Annotated in this window: 19 protein-coding genes; 10 read left to right on the plus strand and 9 right to left on the minus strand. The window is 62.6% G+C overall.

What is annotated here, in order from left to right; translation table 11 throughout:
* Positions 1 to 195: 195 nt before the first annotated feature.
* Positions 196 to 663, plus strand: a complete 468-nt coding sequence (locus FJ986_RS02855) for a hypothetical protein (RefSeq protein ID WP_140494990.1) — start codon at positions 196 to 198, stop codon at positions 661 to 663.
* Between the two features lie 121 nt (positions 664 to 784).
* Positions 785 to 1,852, plus strand: a complete 1,068-nt coding sequence (locus FJ986_RS02860) for an aldo/keto reductase (RefSeq protein WP_140673344.1) — start codon at positions 785 to 787, stop codon at positions 1,850 to 1,852.
* Between the two features lie 132 nt (positions 1,853 to 1,984).
* Here the strand turns inward: FJ986_RS02860 and FJ986_RS02865 are convergent, their stop codons facing one another.
* The 9 genes from FJ986_RS02865 to FJ986_RS02905 all read right to left on the minus strand — a co-directional run bounded on the left by FJ986_RS02865 (position 1,985) and on the right by FJ986_RS02905 (position 10,463).
* Complete coding sequence (locus FJ986_RS02865) at positions 1,985 to 3,013, minus strand: histone deacetylase family protein (RefSeq protein WP_140673346.1); 1,029 nt, start codon at positions 3,011 to 3,013, stop codon at positions 1,985 to 1,987.
* Positions 3,010 to 3,516, minus strand: a complete 507-nt coding sequence (locus FJ986_RS02870) for a GNAT family N-acetyltransferase (RefSeq protein ID WP_140517682.1) — start codon at positions 3,514 to 3,516, stop codon at positions 3,010 to 3,012. The genes FJ986_RS02865 and FJ986_RS02870 overlap by 4 nt, the downstream gene beginning before the upstream one ends.
* Before the next feature lie 52 nt (positions 3,517 to 3,568).
* The gene (locus tag FJ986_RS02875) at positions 3,569 to 4,498 is read right to left on the minus strand and encodes a 3-keto-5-aminohexanoate cleavage protein (RefSeq protein ID WP_140637925.1); all 930 of its coding nucleotides are present in this window, start codon (positions 4,496 to 4,498) and stop codon (positions 3,569 to 3,571) included.
* Between the two features lie 4 nt (positions 4,499 to 4,502).
* The gene (locus FJ986_RS02880) at positions 4,503 to 5,888 is read right to left on the minus strand and encodes an aspartate aminotransferase family protein (RefSeq protein ID WP_140673348.1); all 1,386 of its coding nucleotides are present in this window, start codon (positions 5,886 to 5,888) and stop codon (positions 4,503 to 4,505) included.
* Position 5,889: 1 nt separating this feature from the next.
* Positions 5,890 to 7,530: a N,N-dimethylformamidase beta subunit family domain-containing protein gene (locus FJ986_RS02885; RefSeq protein ID WP_140666334.1), complete on the minus strand. Its 1,641-nt coding sequence runs from the start codon at positions 7,528 to 7,530 to the stop codon at positions 5,890 to 5,892.
* Between the two features lie 8 nt (positions 7,531 to 7,538).
* The gene (locus FJ986_RS02890) at positions 7,539 to 8,303 is read right to left on the minus strand and encodes an amino acid ABC transporter ATP-binding protein (protein WP_140560999.1); all 765 of its coding nucleotides are present in this window, start codon (positions 8,301 to 8,303) and stop codon (positions 7,539 to 7,541) included.
* On the minus strand, positions 8,300 to 8,959 hold the full coding sequence (locus tag FJ986_RS02895) for an amino acid ABC transporter permease (RefSeq protein ID WP_140561000.1): 660 nt from the start codon (positions 8,957 to 8,959) through the stop codon (positions 8,300 to 8,302). The genes FJ986_RS02890 and FJ986_RS02895 overlap by 4 nt, the downstream gene beginning before the upstream one ends.
* An 11-nt stretch (positions 8,960 to 8,970) precedes the next feature.
* Entirely contained in the window at positions 8,971 to 9,618 is a 648-nt protein-coding gene (locus FJ986_RS02900) for an amino acid ABC transporter permease (RefSeq protein ID WP_140493767.1), read from the minus strand.
* 62 nt (positions 9,619 to 9,680) lie between these two features.
* A complete protein-coding gene (locus FJ986_RS02905) occupies positions 9,681 to 10,463 on the minus strand; it encodes an ABC transporter substrate-binding protein (RefSeq protein WP_140493765.1) in 783 nt (260 codons plus the stop codon).
* A 135-nt stretch (positions 10,464 to 10,598) separates the two neighbouring features.
* On the opposite strand from FJ986_RS02905, the gene FJ986_RS02910 reads away from it, so the two are divergent.
* From FJ986_RS02910 to FJ986_RS02945, 8 genes are all read left to right on the plus strand, one after another.
* Complete coding sequence (locus tag FJ986_RS02910; RefSeq protein WP_140493763.1) at positions 10,599 to 11,558, plus strand: LysR family transcriptional regulator; 960 nt, start codon at positions 10,599 to 10,601, stop codon at positions 11,556 to 11,558.
* Positions 11,559 to 11,686: 128 nt separating this feature from the next.
* A complete protein-coding gene (locus tag FJ986_RS02915; protein ID WP_006206067.1) occupies positions 11,687 to 11,935 on the plus strand; it encodes a ParB N-terminal domain-containing protein in 249 nt (82 codons plus the stop codon).
* 206 nt (positions 11,936 to 12,141) lie between these two features.
* Positions 12,142 to 13,098: an alpha/beta hydrolase gene (locus FJ986_RS02920; protein WP_140561001.1), complete on the plus strand. Its 957-nt coding sequence runs from the start codon at positions 12,142 to 12,144 to the stop codon at positions 13,096 to 13,098.
* 148 nt (positions 13,099 to 13,246) lie between these two features.
* Positions 13,247 to 13,642 (plus strand): GFA family protein, encoded by a 396-nt coding sequence (locus tag FJ986_RS02925; RefSeq protein ID WP_140517705.1) that lies wholly within the window; start codon positions 13,247 to 13,249, stop codon positions 13,640 to 13,642.
* Positions 13,643 to 13,886: 244 nt separating this feature from the next.
* Positions 13,887 to 14,084 carry a hypothetical protein gene (locus FJ986_RS02930; RefSeq protein ID WP_140673350.1) on the plus strand — a complete coding sequence of 66 codons (198 nt, stop codon included), beginning with the start codon at positions 13,887 to 13,889 and terminating at the stop codon, positions 14,082 to 14,084.
* Between the two features lie 257 nt (positions 14,085 to 14,341).
* Complete coding sequence (locus tag FJ986_RS02935) at positions 14,342 to 15,214, plus strand: undecaprenyl-diphosphate phosphatase (RefSeq protein WP_140517674.1); 873 nt, start codon at positions 14,342 to 14,344, stop codon at positions 15,212 to 15,214.
* A 207-nt stretch (positions 15,215 to 15,421) separates the two neighbouring features.
* Entirely contained in the window at positions 15,422 to 16,048 is a 627-nt protein-coding gene (locus FJ986_RS02940) for a transglutaminase-like cysteine peptidase (RefSeq protein ID WP_140656021.1), read from the plus strand.
* 132 nt (positions 16,049 to 16,180) lie between these two features.
* Positions 16,181 to 16,966, plus strand: coding sequence for a phosphodiester glycosidase family protein (locus FJ986_RS02945; protein WP_140517672.1), 786 nt, complete (start codon positions 16,181 to 16,183; stop codon positions 16,964 to 16,966).
* Positions 16,967 to 16,982: the final 16 nt, after the last annotated feature.

The raw sequence follows: 16,982 nt of genomic DNA on the forward strand, positions 1-16,982 counted from the left end.
TGGCGAATTCCGGACTGCACCAACCGCAGTCCGGCTTTTTGTGACTGACCGGCGTGGTCCGGCCCCGTAAACCTTCAATTGTTAAAATCGGCGGCATGCATTTTTAACGAGCCGACCCTAAGGTGGATGTCTCGAACACACCGTGAGACTGGGGAGGCTGACATCGTTACCAGCGCCAAGCGGGATTTCGCTTCGTTGCTCGATGACCTCTTCGTCGCCTCCGACAAGGACGGGGGAGGCGAAGAGGCGGCCACTCGCCCATCCATTCCGTTTGACTATCTTTCCGTCGCCGACGAGCTCCATTCGGGCCGCATCAAGGTTTCTGGCAGCGGATTTGCCACGGAATATCGCGAGGCAGGCGCGGATCTCGCCGCAGAGTTCGCGGCCCTGCTCGATCATGCGAAGCTGGCACTTGCGGGCGAAGAGACAAGGCCCGAAGAAAAACTGCCTCCGATCGATCCCGAATCGATTGCCGTGGAATTGGGATTGGACACGCCTAAGGCTGTCGCCGACTTTGGTCGCATGCGCCGCAGTTTCGCCTTTTCCAACCATCCCGATCGCGTCGCGCCGCACCTGCGCCAGCGCGCCATGATCCGCATGCAGGTGGCCAACATGCTGATCGACGAGGCCAAGCGGCGCGCCCTGGCAGGGGCTCGCCGCTAGCGCAGTCTGGTTCACGCAAAAGTCGGTTTGCCGAGGCTTGGAGAGCGCCTCTGCTTTCTTGTAGGATGAAACTTCCTTCCCCGCGCAGCCGCGCAAGCTTTTCCCGCCGGAGCACACTTCCATGCACAAACGCCGTCTCGGTCGGACCGATCTTCTTGTCACCCAGATCTGCCTCGGTTCGATGACCTGGGGCCAGCAGAACACCGAAGCCGACGGCCACGCCCAGATGGACCTGGCCTTCGCGCGCGGGGTGAATTTCATCGATACTGCCGAGCTTTACCCGATCCCGCCCAAGGCGGAGACGCAAGGACGGACCGAGAAGATCATCGGCAGCTGGATGAAGGCAAAGGGCAACCGCGACAAGGTGATACTCGCCTCCAAGGTCGTCGGCCGCACCGCAAACAACTGGTTTCGCGGCGACAGGCCGTCGCAGCTTGTGCGCGCCGATATCTTCGATGCCGTCGACAAATCGCTGATCAGGCTCGGCACGGATTATATCGACCTCTACCAGATCCACTGGCCGGAGCGGGACATACCCTGGGGCGCCAATCCGACGCGCGTGGGGGCCGTGGCGCGCCGCGCTGATTCCGTCGGGGCGCCGACCGGAGAAACGCCGATCGCGGAGACGCTTGCCGTTTTTGATGAACTGATGAAGGCCGGAAAGATCCGGCATTTCGGTCTCTCCAACGAGAGCTCCTGGGGCGTCATGCGCTTCATTGCAGAGGCTGACAAAGCTATTGGTCCACGGGTCGCCTCGATTCAGAACGCCTATAATCTGGTCAACCGGACCTTCGAGGTGAACCTCGCCGAAGTCTGCGATCGCGAAGAGGTCTCGCTGCTTGCCTATTCGCCGCTCGCGCAGGGCTATCTCTCGGGCAAATACGATCACGGCGCCCGCCCGCAGGGGTCGCGCTCGCAGCTCTTCAACCGCGGCCAGCGTTACGAGACCCCCAATGCCGCAGAGGCGCAGCTTGAATACAACGAGCTGGCGCGCTCCTTCGGCCTGGAGCCGGCGCTGTTCGCCAACGCCTATGTATCGAGCCGGCCCTTTGTCACGTCGAACATCATTGGCGCGACGACCATTTCGCAGTTGGAAATGGCGCTGTCTTCAGTGGAGGTTGTCTGGACCGAAGAGATGCAGAAGGCAGTGGACGCCATTCATCAGCGGGTCGGCAATCCCTGTCCTTGATCGACTCGGGAGTTGAATTGTCTGGGAATAACAGCGGGATGGAGACGATGGTGGATTTTCCGATCGAAACATTGCGTGGAAATTTCCCGCTCTCGCTCTGACTGATGGAGGTCTCAGGCGCAGATCGACCGATCAGCGTGCCTTGGTGCCGAACCCGGTCAGGAAAGCGGTGAGGTTGTCGCCGAGTTCGTCGCAGAGATAGCCGCCTTCCTGGACGATTGCCGTCGGCAGGCCGAGCTTGGCGATGGCTTCGCCGATGCGCGAGAAACCTGGCGTCGTCACCGAAAGTCCCCCGAACGTATCACCCTCGAACGCGTCGAGCCCGAGCGCCACGACCAGCGCGTCGGGCGAGAAGGCGCGGATGCGCTGGAACGCCACCTCAAGCGCTTCCAGAAACGCCGCGTCGGCGGATTTGCGTGGCAAGGGCAGGTTGAAATTATAGCCGAGACCGGGGCCTTCGCCGCGCTCGTCGGCATGTCCCCAGAAGAACGGATAGAAGCGCACCGGGTCGGCATGCAGCGACACGGTGAGCACGTCGGGCCGCGCATAGAAGATGCCTTGCGTGCCGTTGCCGTGATGCAGATCGACATCGAGGATCGCAACCCGTGCCGCTTGGCGGCGCAGTACCTGTGCTGCGACGGCCGAATTGTTGATGAAGCAGAAGCCGCCGGCGACGTCGGCGAACGCATGGTGACCGGGGGGGCGGCAAAGCGCATAGGTGGCCGGCGCGCCCGCCATCACCGCTTCCGCCGCCTCGACCGCGCTCCAGGCGCTCCACAGCGCGCTTTGCCAGGTCTCGCCAGAGATCGGGCAGGCCGTGTCGGCCATGTGGTACCCAGCCTGGCCGACCGCGGAGGCCGGATAGGAGCCGTTGCGCGCGATCGGGTGAATGTTGGGGATCACTTCAGCCGAGGCACCCTCGATGCGTTGCCAACGCGTGTAGATATGCTCCAGGAAATCGAGATATTCGGGCGTGTGCACCGCCGCGACCGGACCAAGTCCGTGATTGCGCGGCCGCTCGATCGTGCAGCCGGCCGATTTTGCGCCTGCTAACAATCTCTCGACGCGCTCCGGCTTTTCGGGATTGGGCTGCGGGGCGCCGCTGGAAAGGAAAGCCTTGGGGTCGTGGCGCTTCTGCTCCTGCGCGTAGAAGGCTTTCATTCTTTTTCCTCCGGCGCGTCGGCAAAGGCGAAGAAAGCGTCGCCGATGATCTTCTGCGTCTGCTCGTAGCTCGACCAGGCGATGCCCAGCCTTTCATAAAAGGCCTTTGCGCTCTCATTGTCGGTATCGACGGACAATCTGAGATAAGCGCCGCCTTGCTTGCGGCACTCGGTCGCGACGCGCCGCAGCAGGCGCTCGCCGATCCTGCGACCGCGAAACCGGTCCTCGACATAGAGGTCCTGCACATAGACGCCGGGCCGCCCCATCCAGGTCGAGAAGATCGGGAAATAGAGGCACAGTCCGGCGAATTCGCCATCGACTTCGGCGATCAGGGTCGAGAAGGCAGGTCTTTCGCCAAAGCCCCAGGTCCTGAGATCGTCTGGCGTTGAGACGATTTCTTCGGGCGCGCCGATATGGGTGCCGAGCTTCAGAATTGCGGCATGGATGGTTTCGACGTCTTCGATTCGTCCGGGGCGGAGGAGGATTTTTTCCGGACTTGTCATGGCAAGCAGGGAGCCAAGGTGTGACGGAGCACTATCATCTCAGCCAGTCGCATTAAAACGCTACCCTGTCGCCACCCTTCAGCGCCAGCATGTCGCGTGCTTCGGCCGGGGTGGCAACCTCCAGCGACAGTCCATCGAGAATGCCACGGATACGGCGCACCTGATCGGCATTGGATTTCGCCAGCTGGCGGCCGTCGTAGAGACTGTCTTCGAGCCCGACACGGACATTGCCGCCCATGGCCGCGGCGATAGAGATCAGCGGCATCTGGTGGCGGCCCGCGGCCAGCACCGAGAACTGGTAGCTGTCGCCGAACAGCTTGTCGGCGATGCGCTTCATGTGGATGAGATTGTCCGGATCGGCGCCAATGCCGCCAAGAATACCCAGCACGAACTGGATGAACAGCGGCCCCGACACCAGCCCCCGGTCGCGGAAATGCGCCAGCGAATAGAGATGGCCGACATCGTAGCACTCGAATTCGAAACGCGTGCCGCAGCCCTTGCCCAGTCTCTCGAGAACGCCCTCCATATCGGCGAAGGTATTCTTGAAGATCGTGTCGCGTGTGGCTTCCAGCAGCTTCGGTTCCCATTCGTGTTGCCATTCCCTTGGCTTGTCGAGCATCGGGAACAGCGCGAAATTCATCGAGCCCATGTTGAGCGAACACATTTCGGGCTCGGCCCGCAAAGGTGCCGCCAGCCGCTGGTCCAGCGTCATCAGGGAGGAGCCGCCGGTTGTGATGTTGATCACCGCCGACGTCGCCTGCTTGATGCGCGGCAGGAACTGCATGAACACGTCCGGATCGGCCGTAGGCCGTCCGTCTTTTGGGTCGCGGGCATGCAAGTGCAGGATCGAGGCGCCGGCCTCGGCCGCGGCGATGGCATCCGCCGCGATCTGGTCCGGCGTTACCGGCAGATAAGGCGACATGGACGGTGTATGCACCGAGCCGGTGACGGCGCAGGTGATGATGACCTTTCTCGGCGCCATTGTTTTATCCCCGGCCTTCGACCGGAAGGTCGAGTTCGGCAGCCAGGACTTCGAGCGAGTCGCCGATGATGGAGATGATCTCGCCGACCTGCTCGCTGGTGACGATCATCGGTGGTGCGACCATGAAATTGTCGCCGTCGACACCGCCCTTGACCTTGCGGCCGTAGATGATCAGCCCGCGCTCATAGGCGAGGTCGAGCAGGCGCTGCGTCGCCTTCCTGCTCTGGTCGATCGGCCGCAGCGTTTCGGGATCGGCAAGCATCTCGGCGCCGGTGAGCAGGCCCTTGCCGCGCACGTCGGCGATGAACGGGAAGCGCTCGGCTAGCTCTCGCAATCCGTCCATCAGCACATCGCCCATGGCGGCGGCATTGGCGATCAGGTCGAGGCGGTCCATTTCGCCGAGCACGGCCAGCCCTGCGGCGCAGGCGAGCGGATTGCCGGCATAGGTATGGCCGTGCTGGAAGCCGCCGGAGGCGAGCAGCGGCTGCACCAGCTGCATCGGCGCCGCCAGCGCGCCGAGCGGCGCGTAACCCGATCCCAGGCCTTTTGATAGCGCGACGATGTCCGGCTTGCAGTTCCAATGGTCGCCGCCGAGGAATTTTCCCGTGCGGCCGGCGCCGCTCATCACTTCGTCATGGATGAGCAGGATGCCGTAGCGGTCGCAGATTTCGCGGATGCGCCCATAATAACTGTCCGGCGCGACAAGCGCCGCTGTCGCCGCGCCGCCGATCGGTTCCATGATGAAGGCGACCACGCTCTCCGGCCCCTCGGCCAGGATCTTCTCCTCCAGCATGTCGGCATAGCGGAGACCGCGCTGTTCCATCGAGAGATTGTCGCGGTCGCGCCAGGCCGCCGGTGCCGGCACGGTCGGCATCACCCGCATCATTGGCGTGAAGGTCTCGGCCAGCGCGTAGTCGCCGGTGATCGACAGTGAACCCAGCGTGCCGCCGTGATAGGAGGGGAAGCGCGTGATCACCTTCCAGCGGCTGGCTTGGCCGGTGGCCACCGCCCACTGCCGCGCCAGCTTAATGCAGGATTCGGTCGCTTCCGAGCCGCCTGAGACGAAGAAGATGCGATCCATGCCTTCGGGCAGCTTGCCGGCCAGCTCACGCGCCAGCTCTTCTGCCGGTTCGTTCTCGAAATGCAGCCGGTAGGCGAAGGTGGCGCGGTCCATCTGCCGCTTCATGGCGTCGAGCACATTGCGGTTGGAATGACCGATATTGGCGACCATCGGGCCGCTTGATCCGTCGATGAAGCGGCGGCCGTCCTGCGTCCACATATAGATGCCCTCGGCACGGTCGATCAGCGGCCGGCGCAGGCTGGAGAGGTAGAACAGATGCGATTGGCGCCGGGCGTCAATGTCCGGGGCGGCGGTCTGGGCTTTCGACATGTCAGGACTTTCCGAGATAACGATCGAGGACATTTTGGGTAACGCGTTCGACCATCGGGTCCTGCCTCAGCAGGCCGGCGACCCATTCGCAGCTTCCGGCGTGAAAGACCTCGCCCTTGCCGCGCGGGAAACTGACGATCATGCCGTTGCCGCGTTTGACCTTTTCCAGATTGGCGTCGCTCCGATCGCCGAACAGCGTCTCGGCGCTGAAGCGACCATCCTCGTCGGTGAGAAACTGATCCTCGATCGGGATGTCGGCGCTTTCCTCGACCTGGCTGGCCATGCCGACGGCGAGAACCTGCAAGCCGTCCTGTGCGCCGCTGGTCGCGGTCGGGTAGGGAAGGCCGCCGCGGATTTCGAAATCCAGCCCGTCGACCTCATAGCCATAGACATGGCTGTCGGCGCCAAGCAGGTCGCCATAGTAGATGCCGGTTCCGGCAAAGGCCCAGTGCTCGGGCCGATACACGGGAAAGCCGCGCACGCCGCGTGGCGCGCAGCCGCCCCATCCGGCATAGAGGCCGCGTGTGGCGTTGAGCCCGAAGGTCGCCGAACCCGGCCGGCCGATCTCGGGCGCCTCCCAGGAATTGGTGGCGCGGGTGACGTCGCCGCCGCGATAGGCGGGGTCCTCGGCTCGGGCGCGGTATTTGTAGCAGACCTGCCGCCGGCCTTCATCCTCCAGCCGCGTCTGCCACATGAAGTTGCCGGCGAAGCGCGCCGCATGGCCGCCGCGTTCGACGTAGCTGTCGACCGCATCGCGCATTTCCCAGGTCCAGTACTCGTCATGGCCGACAAAGACGGCGCAGTCGTAGCCATCGAGAATGTCGGGCGAGAAATGCAGATCGTGCTGGCTGGCGAGATCGACGGCGTAGCCCGCCCGTTCGGCGAAGCGGAAGAAATGGCTGTCATAGCTCGCCCAGCCCGACGAGGCGTATTTCTTCGAATGGCCCGTCGCAAGCGCCCATTCCATGTGAGGATAGCGCGGCACGGTCCTGGGTGGCACCGCGACCTCCAGCGGCACGCGCGGCGCCTCCTTGGGGAGCACGACAAAGCCGCGGCACCAGGGGCGCTGCGTCGAGACGATCGGAGAATATTGGTTACGGTCCGGCCCGGTGATGCCCTGGTAGTGATTGGAGCCGCCCCAGGTGTTGTAGGCGAGCCAGGTGCCTGTCGCCGCCACCTGCAGCACACGGCCTGGCTTCTTGCCGGGCAGGGGCGCGACGATGAAAAGATGATAGGATTGGATCGGCTTGCCGTCACGGCCGTCCGCGGTCAGCGTCACGCGATAGGCGCCGGACGGCCAGTCGCTGCCGACGCGGAATTCGAACGAGGCTTCCCAGCCGCAGCCTTCGGCCGAGCACTGGTCTGGACTTTCCTGCCAACGCGCCGGAATGCCGGACTTCTCGAATACCTTTGTCTCGGTGCCACCGTCGCGGACGATCGTCATGATGAAGGACGGAGCCGTCGAACTGACATGCAGCGTCACTGTCTCGCCGGCGCGATAGGAAAACCGGTCGCTGTAGCACCAGATTTCACCGCGCTCGCCATCCATACCTGGCCATTCGTAGTAGTGTCCGCGCACCGCGTGCCGGCGTTGCTCTGGCGTCAATCCGAAATCGGGGAATTCAGTGGTCAATCTGGTCATTGTCATGCTCAGGCTGAAAGGTATTTCTTGAGGAAGGTGCGGGTGCGTTCCTTTTGCGGGGCGCGGAAGATGTCGCCCGGCGGGCCTTCTTCCACTACCACGCCGCCATCCATGAACAGCACCCTGTCGGCCACTTCGCCGGCAAAGCGCATTTCGTGCGTTACGATGAGCATGGTCATGTGCTCGGCGGCAAGCTGCTTCATCACCGCGTTGACCTCGTCGACCAGCTCCGGATCGAGCGCCGAGGTGGCCTCGTCGAACAGCATCACCTTGGGCTGCATGGCCAGCGCGCGGGCAATCGCCACGCGCTGCTTCTGCCCGCCCGAAAGACGCGAGGGATAGGCGTCGATCTTGTCGGAGAGCCCGACCTTGGACAACAGTTCAAGCGCCAGCGCACGAGCTTCGGCTTTCGGCATGCTTTTCAGGATCACCGGCCCCATCGTGATGTTCTCGATCACGGTCAAATGCGGGAACAGGTTAAAGTGCTGGAACACCATGCCCATCTGCTGGCGCACCTTGTTGATGTGCCTTTCGAACGCCTGGCCATGCAGCTTCTGGTTCACTTGCAGGCCGTCCAGCCAGACCTCACCGCTGTTCAAACCCTCGAGATGGTTGATGGAACGCAGCAGCGTGCTCTTGCCGGAGCCGCTCGGGCCGATGATGGCGACGATCTGCCCACGTTCGACCGACAGGTCGATACCTCTGAGGACCTCGACGGCGCCAAACGATTTGCGTGCGCCGCGGACCTCGACCATTGGCCGCTGCGTGCTCATCGGGAAACCTCCACATGTCTTTCGAACCGATGCAGGGCCGCTTCGAGCACGAGGTTGAGAATGTAGTAGAGCGCGGCGGCAGTGATGTAGAATTCGAAAGGGCGAAACGTTTCGCTGATCGCCAGTTGCGCCGAGTGAACCAGTTCGGCAATGCCGATGACCGAGACGATGGAGGATTCCTTCAACAGCGCGATCAAATTGCTGCCGATCGGTGGCGCCGTGTTGCGGATGGCTTGCGGTATCACGACGTGGCGCAGCGTCTGCCACTTGCCGAAGCCGATGCTGCGCGCGCCTTCCGTCTGGCCGACATCGACGGCCACGATGCCTGCGCGGATGACATCGGCATTGTAGACGGCAAAATGCAGTCCAAGGCCGACAATGCCGGCCGCAAGCGCAGGGATGTCGATGCCGACCTGCACCAGGCCAAAATAGATCAGGAAGAGCTGCAATAGCAGCGGCGTGCCCATGAATACCCACATGAAGGCGCGTACGGGGTAGGCCAGGATTGCCGGCGCGTAAAGTACGATCACGGCAAAGAAGATGCCGCCGACGAAGCTGAGCGCTCCCGCCGAGACCGTCAGCACTGATGTCCACCAGGCGCCGGTCAGCAGAAGATCCCAGTAGGGCGCGATGACTGTGAAATCCAGGCCTTGCATCGTGTTCTGCCTCAGACGATCGCGAAGCGTTTGTCGAGCATGTCGACTATGCGGGCGACGGCATAGACCATGATCATGTAGAGCAGGGCCGCGACGCCGAAGATTTCGAACGGCTTGTAGGTGGAGCCGATGAAGCGCTGCGCGGTGTAGGTCAATTCCACGACCGAGATGGTGGACACCAGGGCCGAGCCTTTCAACAGCGCGACCGTGTTGACGCCAAGCGGGCGGATCATCAGCCGGGCGGCTTGCGGCAGCACGACCTTGCGCAAGGTCTGGAACCGGCCGAATCCGATTGTGCGGGCCGCCTCCGTCTGGCCCCGGTCGACCGCAACCACCGCGCCTCGGATTGACTCCGCCATATAGGCGCCGATGTTGAGGCCGAGGCCGATCACGCCGGCCGCGAACGGATCCAGATTGATGCCGATCTGCGGACCGCCGAAATAGAGCACGAAGAGCTGGATCAGGCACGGTGTGCCACGGAACAGGCTCACATAGAGCGTGCCGACGGCCCGCAGGATCGCCGATCTCGACATTCTTGCGGTCGCGGCAAGTGCTGCCACGGCCAGCCCCAGAACCAGGGCCAGCGCTGTCAGTTCCAGCGTCACCAAGGCGGCTTCCACGAAGAACGGGAAGACGCGCTGCATCAAGGAGAAATCCATGGAATGGCCCGGCGCAGTGGCTTTCGGCTTCAGGCGGCCTGGACCGCCGAAGCCTGGCGAAGTTAGCGGATGTCGCTGCCGACCCAGTGCATCGATATCTTCTCGTAGGTACCATCGGCCATCATGCCGTCCAGCGCCTTCTGCATGGCGGCCTTGAGCTCGGGATTGTCCTTGCGGATGGCGATGCCGATGGCGACGCTGCCGCCTTCGATACCCGGCGTGTCGAGCTTGCGTACCTTCTCGCCGGTCTCCTTGACGGCGACCATGACCGGAATGTTGTCGACGACGATGGCGTCGACGCGGCCCGCCTTCAATTCCAGCAGCAATTCCGGCAGCCCCTTATAGGTGCGGATGTCCCAGCCGCCCTGTTGGCGCGCCCATTTCTCATGCGTTTCGCCGAGCGTCACGCCAAGGGTCTTGCCCTTGAGTTCGTCGAGGCTCTGCACCTTGGAATCCTGGTTGACGAAAACCGCACGGCCGGCGTGATAGTAGGGGCCGACGAAATCGACCACCTTCTCACGCTCCGGCGTGATCGTCATCGAGCCGACCACGGTGTCGTATTTGTTGGCGAGCAGGCCGGCGATGATGCCGTCCCAGGCGGTCGTGATGATGGTGCCCTTGACGCCGATACGCTCGGCGATGGCCTTGCCGATATCGGCGTCGAAGCCGACGACCTCGTTCTGGTCGTTGACGAAGTTGAAGGGGGGATACTGCCCGCTCATGGAAATCTTCAATTCGCCCGCCGCCTTGACCTTCTCGAGGTCATCGGCCCTGGCCGAGACGTTAGCGAAGGAAGACGCAAACAGCAGCGCCGCGACGGCAATGCCGGAAAATACCTTGTTCATTTGAAACCTGTCCTCTGGATGGAGCGCGAAGGCTTGTTCTTGGGAGGCGTTGGGGCGCACTCCTGACGGCAATGATTGCCTTTGCGGTAGCATTGCGCAAATAGATAATGGAAATAGGGAGCATAGATATCAGGAATGGCATTGCCGCGCCCCGAACGGCTGGTCTGGGATCTGGACTGGAACCTTTTGCGGACATTCGTCGTCATCGCGGAGGTGAAGAGCATCACGCGTGCCGCCGAGAGGCTGAACCTCAAGCAGCCAAGCGTCAGCAATGCGCTGCGGCGGCTGGAAGACCGGGTCGGCCGGCGGCTGGTCGAACGCGATGCGACGCGCTTCGAGCTCACCGAGGTTGGACGGCTTCTCTACGAGCAGAGCATCGAGGTGTTCGGCACCATATCGCAGCTGCCGCTCTTGATGCGCGGCATCAGCGACGATGTCACCGGCCACGTCATGATCGCGACCGCCAGCCATGTGGTCTCGCCGCTGTTCGATCGGGCGCTGTCGGAATTCCACCGCAACTATCCGCGCGCCAGCATCACCATTTCGGTCGCGGCAAGCACCGAAGTGGCCAAGCAGGTGAGGGAGCGCCGTGCTTCGTTTGGCGTCTGCCTGGTCAGCCAGCGCGATCCGGCGCTGCAATACGACATGGTCTATCGCGAGTTCTTCGGCTTCTTTTGCGGGCCGCGGCACAGGCTCTATGGGCAAACCGGACTGACGCTCGCCGATCTCCGCGACGAGCCGTCAGTATCGTTCCAGACCGACCATATTTCGGATGCGCTGCGGCCGGTCGCACTATTGCGTAGCGAAGCACGGCTGAACGCCGATGTCGTGGGCGTTTCGTCGAGCCTGGAGGAGGTGCGGCGCATGATCGTCGCCGGGCTCGGCATCGGCCCGCTGCCGCTGCATGTGGCGCGGCGCGATGTGGCCGACGGCGCGCTGTGGCGGCTGCCGCCCTATGATGCGCCGCCGGCCATCGATATCTTCCTGCTGGTCAATCCGGACAAGGCGATGAACCGCGCCGAGAAGGCGTTGCTGTCAGGGCTGCAGGCGCTGATTGCCGAGACGCCGCTCGAGGACCGTATCTACAAAGGCTGATACGCAATATCGACTGCGCGGCGGCAGACAAACCCGGTTGCCTCCGCCCTATTCGTCGCCACGCCCTTGGCCCTCGTCAACAAAGCGACTATCTCAGGATAAGGCGGCGTTCCGCCCGGGGGGTCGACATGCTCAGAGTGCAGAAGGTCAAGGTCGACGACATCTACGTGCCGACGGCGCGTAAGAAGACGCTGCATCCCGAGACGGTCCGTCATCTCGCCGAGGACATTCTGGAAAATGGCATGAAGATGCCGATCCAGGTCCGTCACGACGGCAAGCGTCATATCCTGGTAGAAGGCCTGCATCGGCTGGAAGCGGCCAAGTGGCTCGGCGAGACCGAGATCGATGCCTATCTGGTGCAAGCCAAGCGCCACTGACGCGTCCTCGATTTCGCCGTTGGTCCTCATCCACGGGAAAGCCCCGGAATTTCTCCTTGATGATGTCGGTTTGCATTTCGCTGGTTCGTCCTTGGGACGGAAGCCGGTCAGACCAATATTTTCGATCGGTTTTCGCGCGGGTTGGGGCCGATGCACCAGCCAGCTCAAGAACGCACCGACACACGGACAGACTGGAGGAGATCGATATGTCCAAAGCCTTGCTTTTCGCCATTCTTGCTTCGGCCGCGGCGCTTCTCGCCTGTCCGGGCATCGCCAACGCAAACGAGGTAAAATCTGCCATGACGACCGAAGCGAAGACACCGCCGAAGCCTGAAAAATCCGGCCTGCTGCCGATCAACGGCCTGAATTACTATTATGCCGTCCACGGCAAAGGCGAGCCGCTGCTTCTGCTGCATGGCGGTCTCGGCACAGCGGACATGTTCGCCCCCATTCTGCCGAAGCTTGCCGAACATCGCACTGTCATCACCGTCGACCTGCAAGGCCATGGCCGCACCGCGCTTGGCGACCGGCCGTTCACGCTGGAGGCGATGGGCGACGACATGGCTGATATCGTCAAACGGCTTGGTTACGGCGAGGTCGACGTCATGGGTTATTCTCTGGGCGGCGGTGTCGCCTTCCGGATGGCCGTCCAGCACCCCGAAACGGTGCGCCGGCTTGTGCTGGTCTCGACCGGCTATGCCGCCGACGGTTTCTATGACGAGATGCGCCCGCAGCAGGCGCAAGTGAGCGCGGCAGCGGCCGATTTCATGAAGGACACGCCGATGTACAAATCCTACGTCGCCGTGGCGCCGCATCCCGAGGAGTTCCCGAAGCTGCTCGATACGCTCGGCAACTTCATGCGCCAGAACTACGACTACTCGGCCGATGTTCCCAAGCTGAAGATGCCGGTCATGCTGGCCTACGGCGACAGCGACATGTACAAGCCCGAGCACGAGATCAAGTTCTACCAGATGCTCGGCGGCGGTTTGAAGGACGCGGGCTGGATGCGTGAAAACCTGTCGCGGAACCGCCTGGCGATCCTGCCCAATCGCACCCACTACGACGTCTTCTTCGCTCCAGAGCTGACGGCCGCCGCGCTGCCGTTCCTCAACGGCGAGACCAAGGTGAAGAGCTGGGACGAGGTGGTCGGCGAAACCGAATAGCTTGCCGGCATTGGCTGCCGGCGGTCTCCCTCGAGGCGGCCGGCAGTTTTATCGCTGCAGTCGATGGGATCGTATCAATGCTTTTGAATTGACCCGATATCCGGCCTCGATAGTCTCGCATCAAATCTTCTCGGGAATGGATACGGCAATGGCTAACTATCAGGGCGGATGCCTGTGCGGGGCGGTGCGTTATCGCGCCGACGTCGAGCCCGTCAACGAACGCATCTGCCATTGTCGGCTTTGTCAAAAGGCGATCGGCGCCGCCTTCAATGCGCGTGTGCTGTTTCGCATCGACGATGTGACGGTCGAAGGGCCGTTGGCGACCGCGAACAGCTCGCCGGATATTAAACGCGGGTTTTGCCCAAGCTGCGGTACGACGATGTTTTCGCGGCGCGATGCCGCCGGCATTATAGGCGTCACCACCGGGTCACTCGACGATCCATCCGTCTTCAAACCGCAGATGCACATCTGGACCGCCTCCAAGCAGCCCTGGGTGGCGCTCGATGACGGCTTGCCGCAGCACGAAGGCGCGCCGCCTGCCTGAGGTCTCCGGCCTCCCTTCCCGCCTTATGAAAGAAGGTGGATCGGCGCTTGAGCGCCGAAACCGATGAGCTGTGCCGGATGAAGCGGGCCAACAGAAGGGTGAAATTACGTGACCGTGACAAAAATTAATCGAAACAGTCACGAAATAACCGAAACAGTCACGCGAAAGCCGGCAAAGCGTCATTGGCGAGCCATCATTGTCTCCCTATTTAACCGGTGCGGGCCGGCATTCGAGGAGACGACGGATGAACGACAGCATCAGTACCCTGGACGAGCTTTTGAGCGATCCGATGGTCCTGCTTGTGATGGAGCGCGATCGTGTGCGCCCGGAACAGGTGCGCATGCTGCTCGAACGGGCGCGTCGGCCTTCCGTCGAGGAGCCGGCTGTGCCGCCGGCGCACGTGATCGCCAGGGCGTGCCAGAAACTCTGGCTGTGCCCCTGATCGCATCGTGATTTCCTCCAGTTTTTGCAGGCCGACCCGCCGGGCCGGTCTGGCCACTGCCTGGTGCTGCCAACGCGCCGAGGCGGCGCGGTGTTGATATTCGAACGCGCCTTCCGCACTCGCTGACGCCCATTCCCGGGTGCCAGTTCACAAATCCGTAAATTGATTTTCCGTCCCATGGCGGTATGGCTTGCCCAGGGGCCGATCGCCCCAGTCGTTCCCCGCGCAACTCCGATCTCTCTGACATGGAATTCGACATGGCCGACAGCTGCATGCAAGGCATGGACATGGGCTTTGTCGGCCTGGGCTACGCCAAGGTCGCATTTCTCGGCTTGGTGCAAGGCATCACCGAACTGCTGCCAATTTCCTCGACCGCCCACATGCGCGTCGTCCCGGCGATGCTGGGCTGGCAGGATCCCGGCTCCGCTTTCTCCGCCGCCATGCAGCTTGCGGCCCTCGCCGCGGTGATCAGCTACTTCTGGAACGATGTCAGGGACATCCTGTCCGGTTCGGTCAGTGCCTTGAAACGGCGCGATTTGGCCGACCGACATTTCCGGCTGGCGCTCTGGATCGTGCTGGCGACGATCCCGATCGTCATCGCCGGCGTGGCTCTGTCTGGCCTTCTCAACGCCTGCAATTCGCCGCTGCGCGGCCTCGGGGTCATCGGCTGGGCCTGCATCGTCATGGCACTCCTGCTGGCGCTGGCCGAACTCCGTGCCCGCCATGCGCGCACCATGGGCCAGGCCTCCATGGCCGATGCGCTGCTCGTCGGCATCGCCCAAATCGGCGCATTGATCCCGGGCGTCTCGCGGTCCGGTTCGACCTTGACGGCAGCACTGGGGCTCGGCTTTAAGCGGGAAGAAGCGGCGCGCTTTTCATTCCTGCTGGGGCTGCCGGCCATCGCACTCGCCGGTCTCAAGGAGCTCTGGGAACTGCACAAGGCCCATCTCGATGCCCATGGCTGGTCGATCCTCGCGGTCGGCCTGGTCGTCGCCTCGCTATCCGCCTTCTTCGCCATATGGGGCCTGATGCGCGTGCTGGAACGCTTCTCAGCCTGGCCTTTCGTCATTTATCGCGGCGTGCTCGGCATCGCCTTGCTGCTGGGCCTGGCGATGGGATGGCTTGCCTGAAGCAATCCCGGAAAGCGCGCAGCGGTTTTCCGCGGCGTCAAACAAGGGACTAAAAGGCAACTCCAGGAATGTGCGAGCCGGTGTTGCTTCGGCGCAACCCCGGTCGGGCATGCGTCGATCGCCAAAGATGTGATCGGCCGCCTTCATTGACTCCAGGCAAAATCCATCTTTAACGTTCTGTTAACAAAAATAGATGGGTGGGGCCGTATGGCATCCTCGGTGGGTTGGCGCCGCAAGGCGAGGGGTTTGGGGTTTGCGTTGGCGCTGACGGTTTTTTGTTCGGCCGCGGGTTTGGCGAATGCGGGACCGCTTTCCATGACTATCGGCGGGCAAACCTCCCAGCCGATCGGGCACTATGATTTTTGCAAGGTCCATTCTGCCGAATGCTCCATCCGCTCGCCCGCCAACGCTCCGGAGAGCATGACCGGCCAGCTGTTGCGGGAAATTTCCGCCGTAAATCTCTCGGTCAACACCCGCGTCAAGCCGATGAGCGACATGGACAACTACGGCAAGGATGAGTGGTGGGCCTACCCCGATAACGGGTTTGGCGACTGCGAAGACTACGCGCTTGAAAAGCAGCGCGAGCTCCAGGCCGCCGGCATTGCAATCGCCAATCTGCTGATGACGGTGGTGCGCAAGCCGGACGGCGAAGGCCACGCCGTGCTTACGGTGCGCACCGACAAGGGCGATTTCGTCCTCGACAATCTCAGCGACAAGGTTCGCCTCTGGAACCAGACAGGCTATCGCTACCTGAAGAGACAGGCGAGCGACAACAGCGGTCGCTGGGTTTCCATCCTTGGCGGCGACGAGCGGCTCGTCAGCTCTGTTCAATGATGTCGCCGATGTCTTGCGTCGGCAGCCGCACTTCGACCTTGGCCGTTTGATCCATTCCCGCTTGGGACCGTTCTTGCGTCGTGCCGGCGAATGCTGGCGGCGGCTCGTTGGAACCGGCAATCCGGTGCGCGCATGGATCTTTTGACTGTCCTCCAATCCGCGCCATTACTGCTCGCGCTGATCAAGACCGCGCTGCCGTCGGCGGCGGCGATCGGCATGGGAGTCGGCCAATGGTTCGCCTCGTTGCCGCCGTGCCGCGATTTCGTCTTCGAGGTCACCAGCTACCTGGTCTGCGAGGTCGATCCCAGGCAATATCGGATCGAATTGTTCTGGAAGGATCCGGCCGGCAAGCCCTATCAATCGCTGCACAATCTCGACGATGCCCAGCGGCGGGCCGGGCGCACGATGCTGTTCGCCATCAATGCGGGAATGTACCATCCAAACCTCGCGCCGGTCGGCCTGTATGTCGAGCGCGGGCAGGAACTGGCCTCGGCGAAGGTCGGGTCGGGAAGCGGCAATTTTTCGCTCCAGCCCAATGGTATTTTCTACATCAGCGACGGCAAGGCCGCGGTCCGCGCGACAAGGGATTTCTTAGAGAAGCGTCCGCCCACCGATTATGCCACGCAGTCCGGGCCGATGCTGGTGATCAACGGCAAGTTGCACCAGAAATTCCGGGCCGACAGCACCTCGCGCAAGACGCGCGACGGTGTCGGGGTGCGAAAGGACGGCGTCGTCGTCTTCGCCATTTCGAATGGCACGGTGACATTCCATGCATTCGCACGCCTGTTTCGCGACGGGCTCGGCTGCGACAATGCGCTGTTCCTCGACGGGTCGATATCGAGCCTGCTCGCGCCGGCCATCGGCCGCAATGACGACTACTGGAACCTGGGGCCGATGATCGGCGTCTTCAGGCGATAGGATCGGCAGGCCTAGA

This window comes from Mesorhizobium sp. B1-1-1, from assembly GCF_006442955.1.
Classification (GTDB): domain Bacteria; phylum Pseudomonadota; class Alphaproteobacteria; order Rhizobiales; family Rhizobiaceae; genus Mesorhizobium.

What these genes read in the sequence shown, in the direction of transcription:
- FJ986_RS02860 (WP_140673344.1), top strand. Translation starts at nt 785, where the DNA reads ATGCACAAACGCCGTCTCGGTCGGACCGATCTTCTTGTCACCCAGATC.
- FJ986_RS02865 (WP_140673346.1), bottom strand. Translation starts at nt 3,013, where the DNA reads ATGAAAGCCTTCTACGCGCAGGAGCAGAAGCGCCACGACCCCAAGGCT.
- FJ986_RS02870 (WP_140517682.1), bottom strand. Translation starts at nt 3,516, where the DNA reads ATGACAAGTCCGGAAAAAATCCTCCTCCGCCCCGGACGAATCGAAGAC.
- FJ986_RS02875 (WP_140637925.1), bottom strand. Translation starts at nt 4,498, where the DNA reads ATGGCGCCGAGAAAGGTCATCATCACCTGCGCCGTCACCGGCTCGGTG.
- FJ986_RS02880 (WP_140673348.1), bottom strand. Translation starts at nt 5,888, where the DNA reads ATGTCGAAAGCCCAGACCGCCGCCCCGGACATTGACGCCCGGCGCCAA.
- FJ986_RS02885 (WP_140666334.1), bottom strand. Translation starts at nt 7,530, where the DNA reads ATGACCAGATTGACCACTGAATTCCCCGATTTCGGATTGACGCCAGAG.
- FJ986_RS02890 (WP_140560999.1), bottom strand. Translation starts at nt 8,303, where the DNA reads ATGAGCACGCAGCGGCCAATGGTCGAGGTCCGCGGCGCACGCAAATCG.
- FJ986_RS02895 (WP_140561000.1), bottom strand. Translation starts at nt 8,959, where the DNA reads ATGCAAGGCCTGGATTTCACAGTCATCGCGCCCTACTGGGATCTTCTG.
- FJ986_RS02900 (WP_140493767.1), bottom strand. Translation starts at nt 9,618, where the DNA reads ATGGATTTCTCCTTGATGCAGCGCGTCTTCCCGTTCTTCGTGGAAGCC.
- FJ986_RS02905 (WP_140493765.1), bottom strand. Translation starts at nt 10,463, where the DNA reads ATGAACAAGGTATTTTCCGGCATTGCCGTCGCGGCGCTGCTGTTTGCG.
- FJ986_RS02910 (WP_140493763.1), top strand. Translation starts at nt 10,599, where the DNA reads ATGGCATTGCCGCGCCCCGAACGGCTGGTCTGGGATCTGGACTGGAAC.
- FJ986_RS02915 (WP_006206067.1), top strand. Translation starts at nt 11,687, where the DNA reads ATGCTCAGAGTGCAGAAGGTCAAGGTCGACGACATCTACGTGCCGACG.
- FJ986_RS02920 (WP_140561001.1), top strand. Translation starts at nt 12,142, where the DNA reads ATGTCCAAAGCCTTGCTTTTCGCCATTCTTGCTTCGGCCGCGGCGCTT.
- FJ986_RS02925 (WP_140517705.1), top strand. Translation starts at nt 13,247, where the DNA reads ATGGCTAACTATCAGGGCGGATGCCTGTGCGGGGCGGTGCGTTATCGC.
- FJ986_RS02930 (WP_140673350.1), top strand. Translation starts at nt 13,887, where the DNA reads ATGAACGACAGCATCAGTACCCTGGACGAGCTTTTGAGCGATCCGATG.
- FJ986_RS02935 (WP_140517674.1), top strand. Translation starts at nt 14,342, where the DNA reads ATGGCCGACAGCTGCATGCAAGGCATGGACATGGGCTTTGTCGGCCTG.
- FJ986_RS02940 (WP_140656021.1), top strand. Translation starts at nt 15,422, where the DNA reads ATGGCATCCTCGGTGGGTTGGCGCCGCAAGGCGAGGGGTTTGGGGTTT.
- FJ986_RS02945 (WP_140517672.1), top strand. Translation starts at nt 16,181, where the DNA reads ATGGATCTTTTGACTGTCCTCCAATCCGCGCCATTACTGCTCGCGCTG.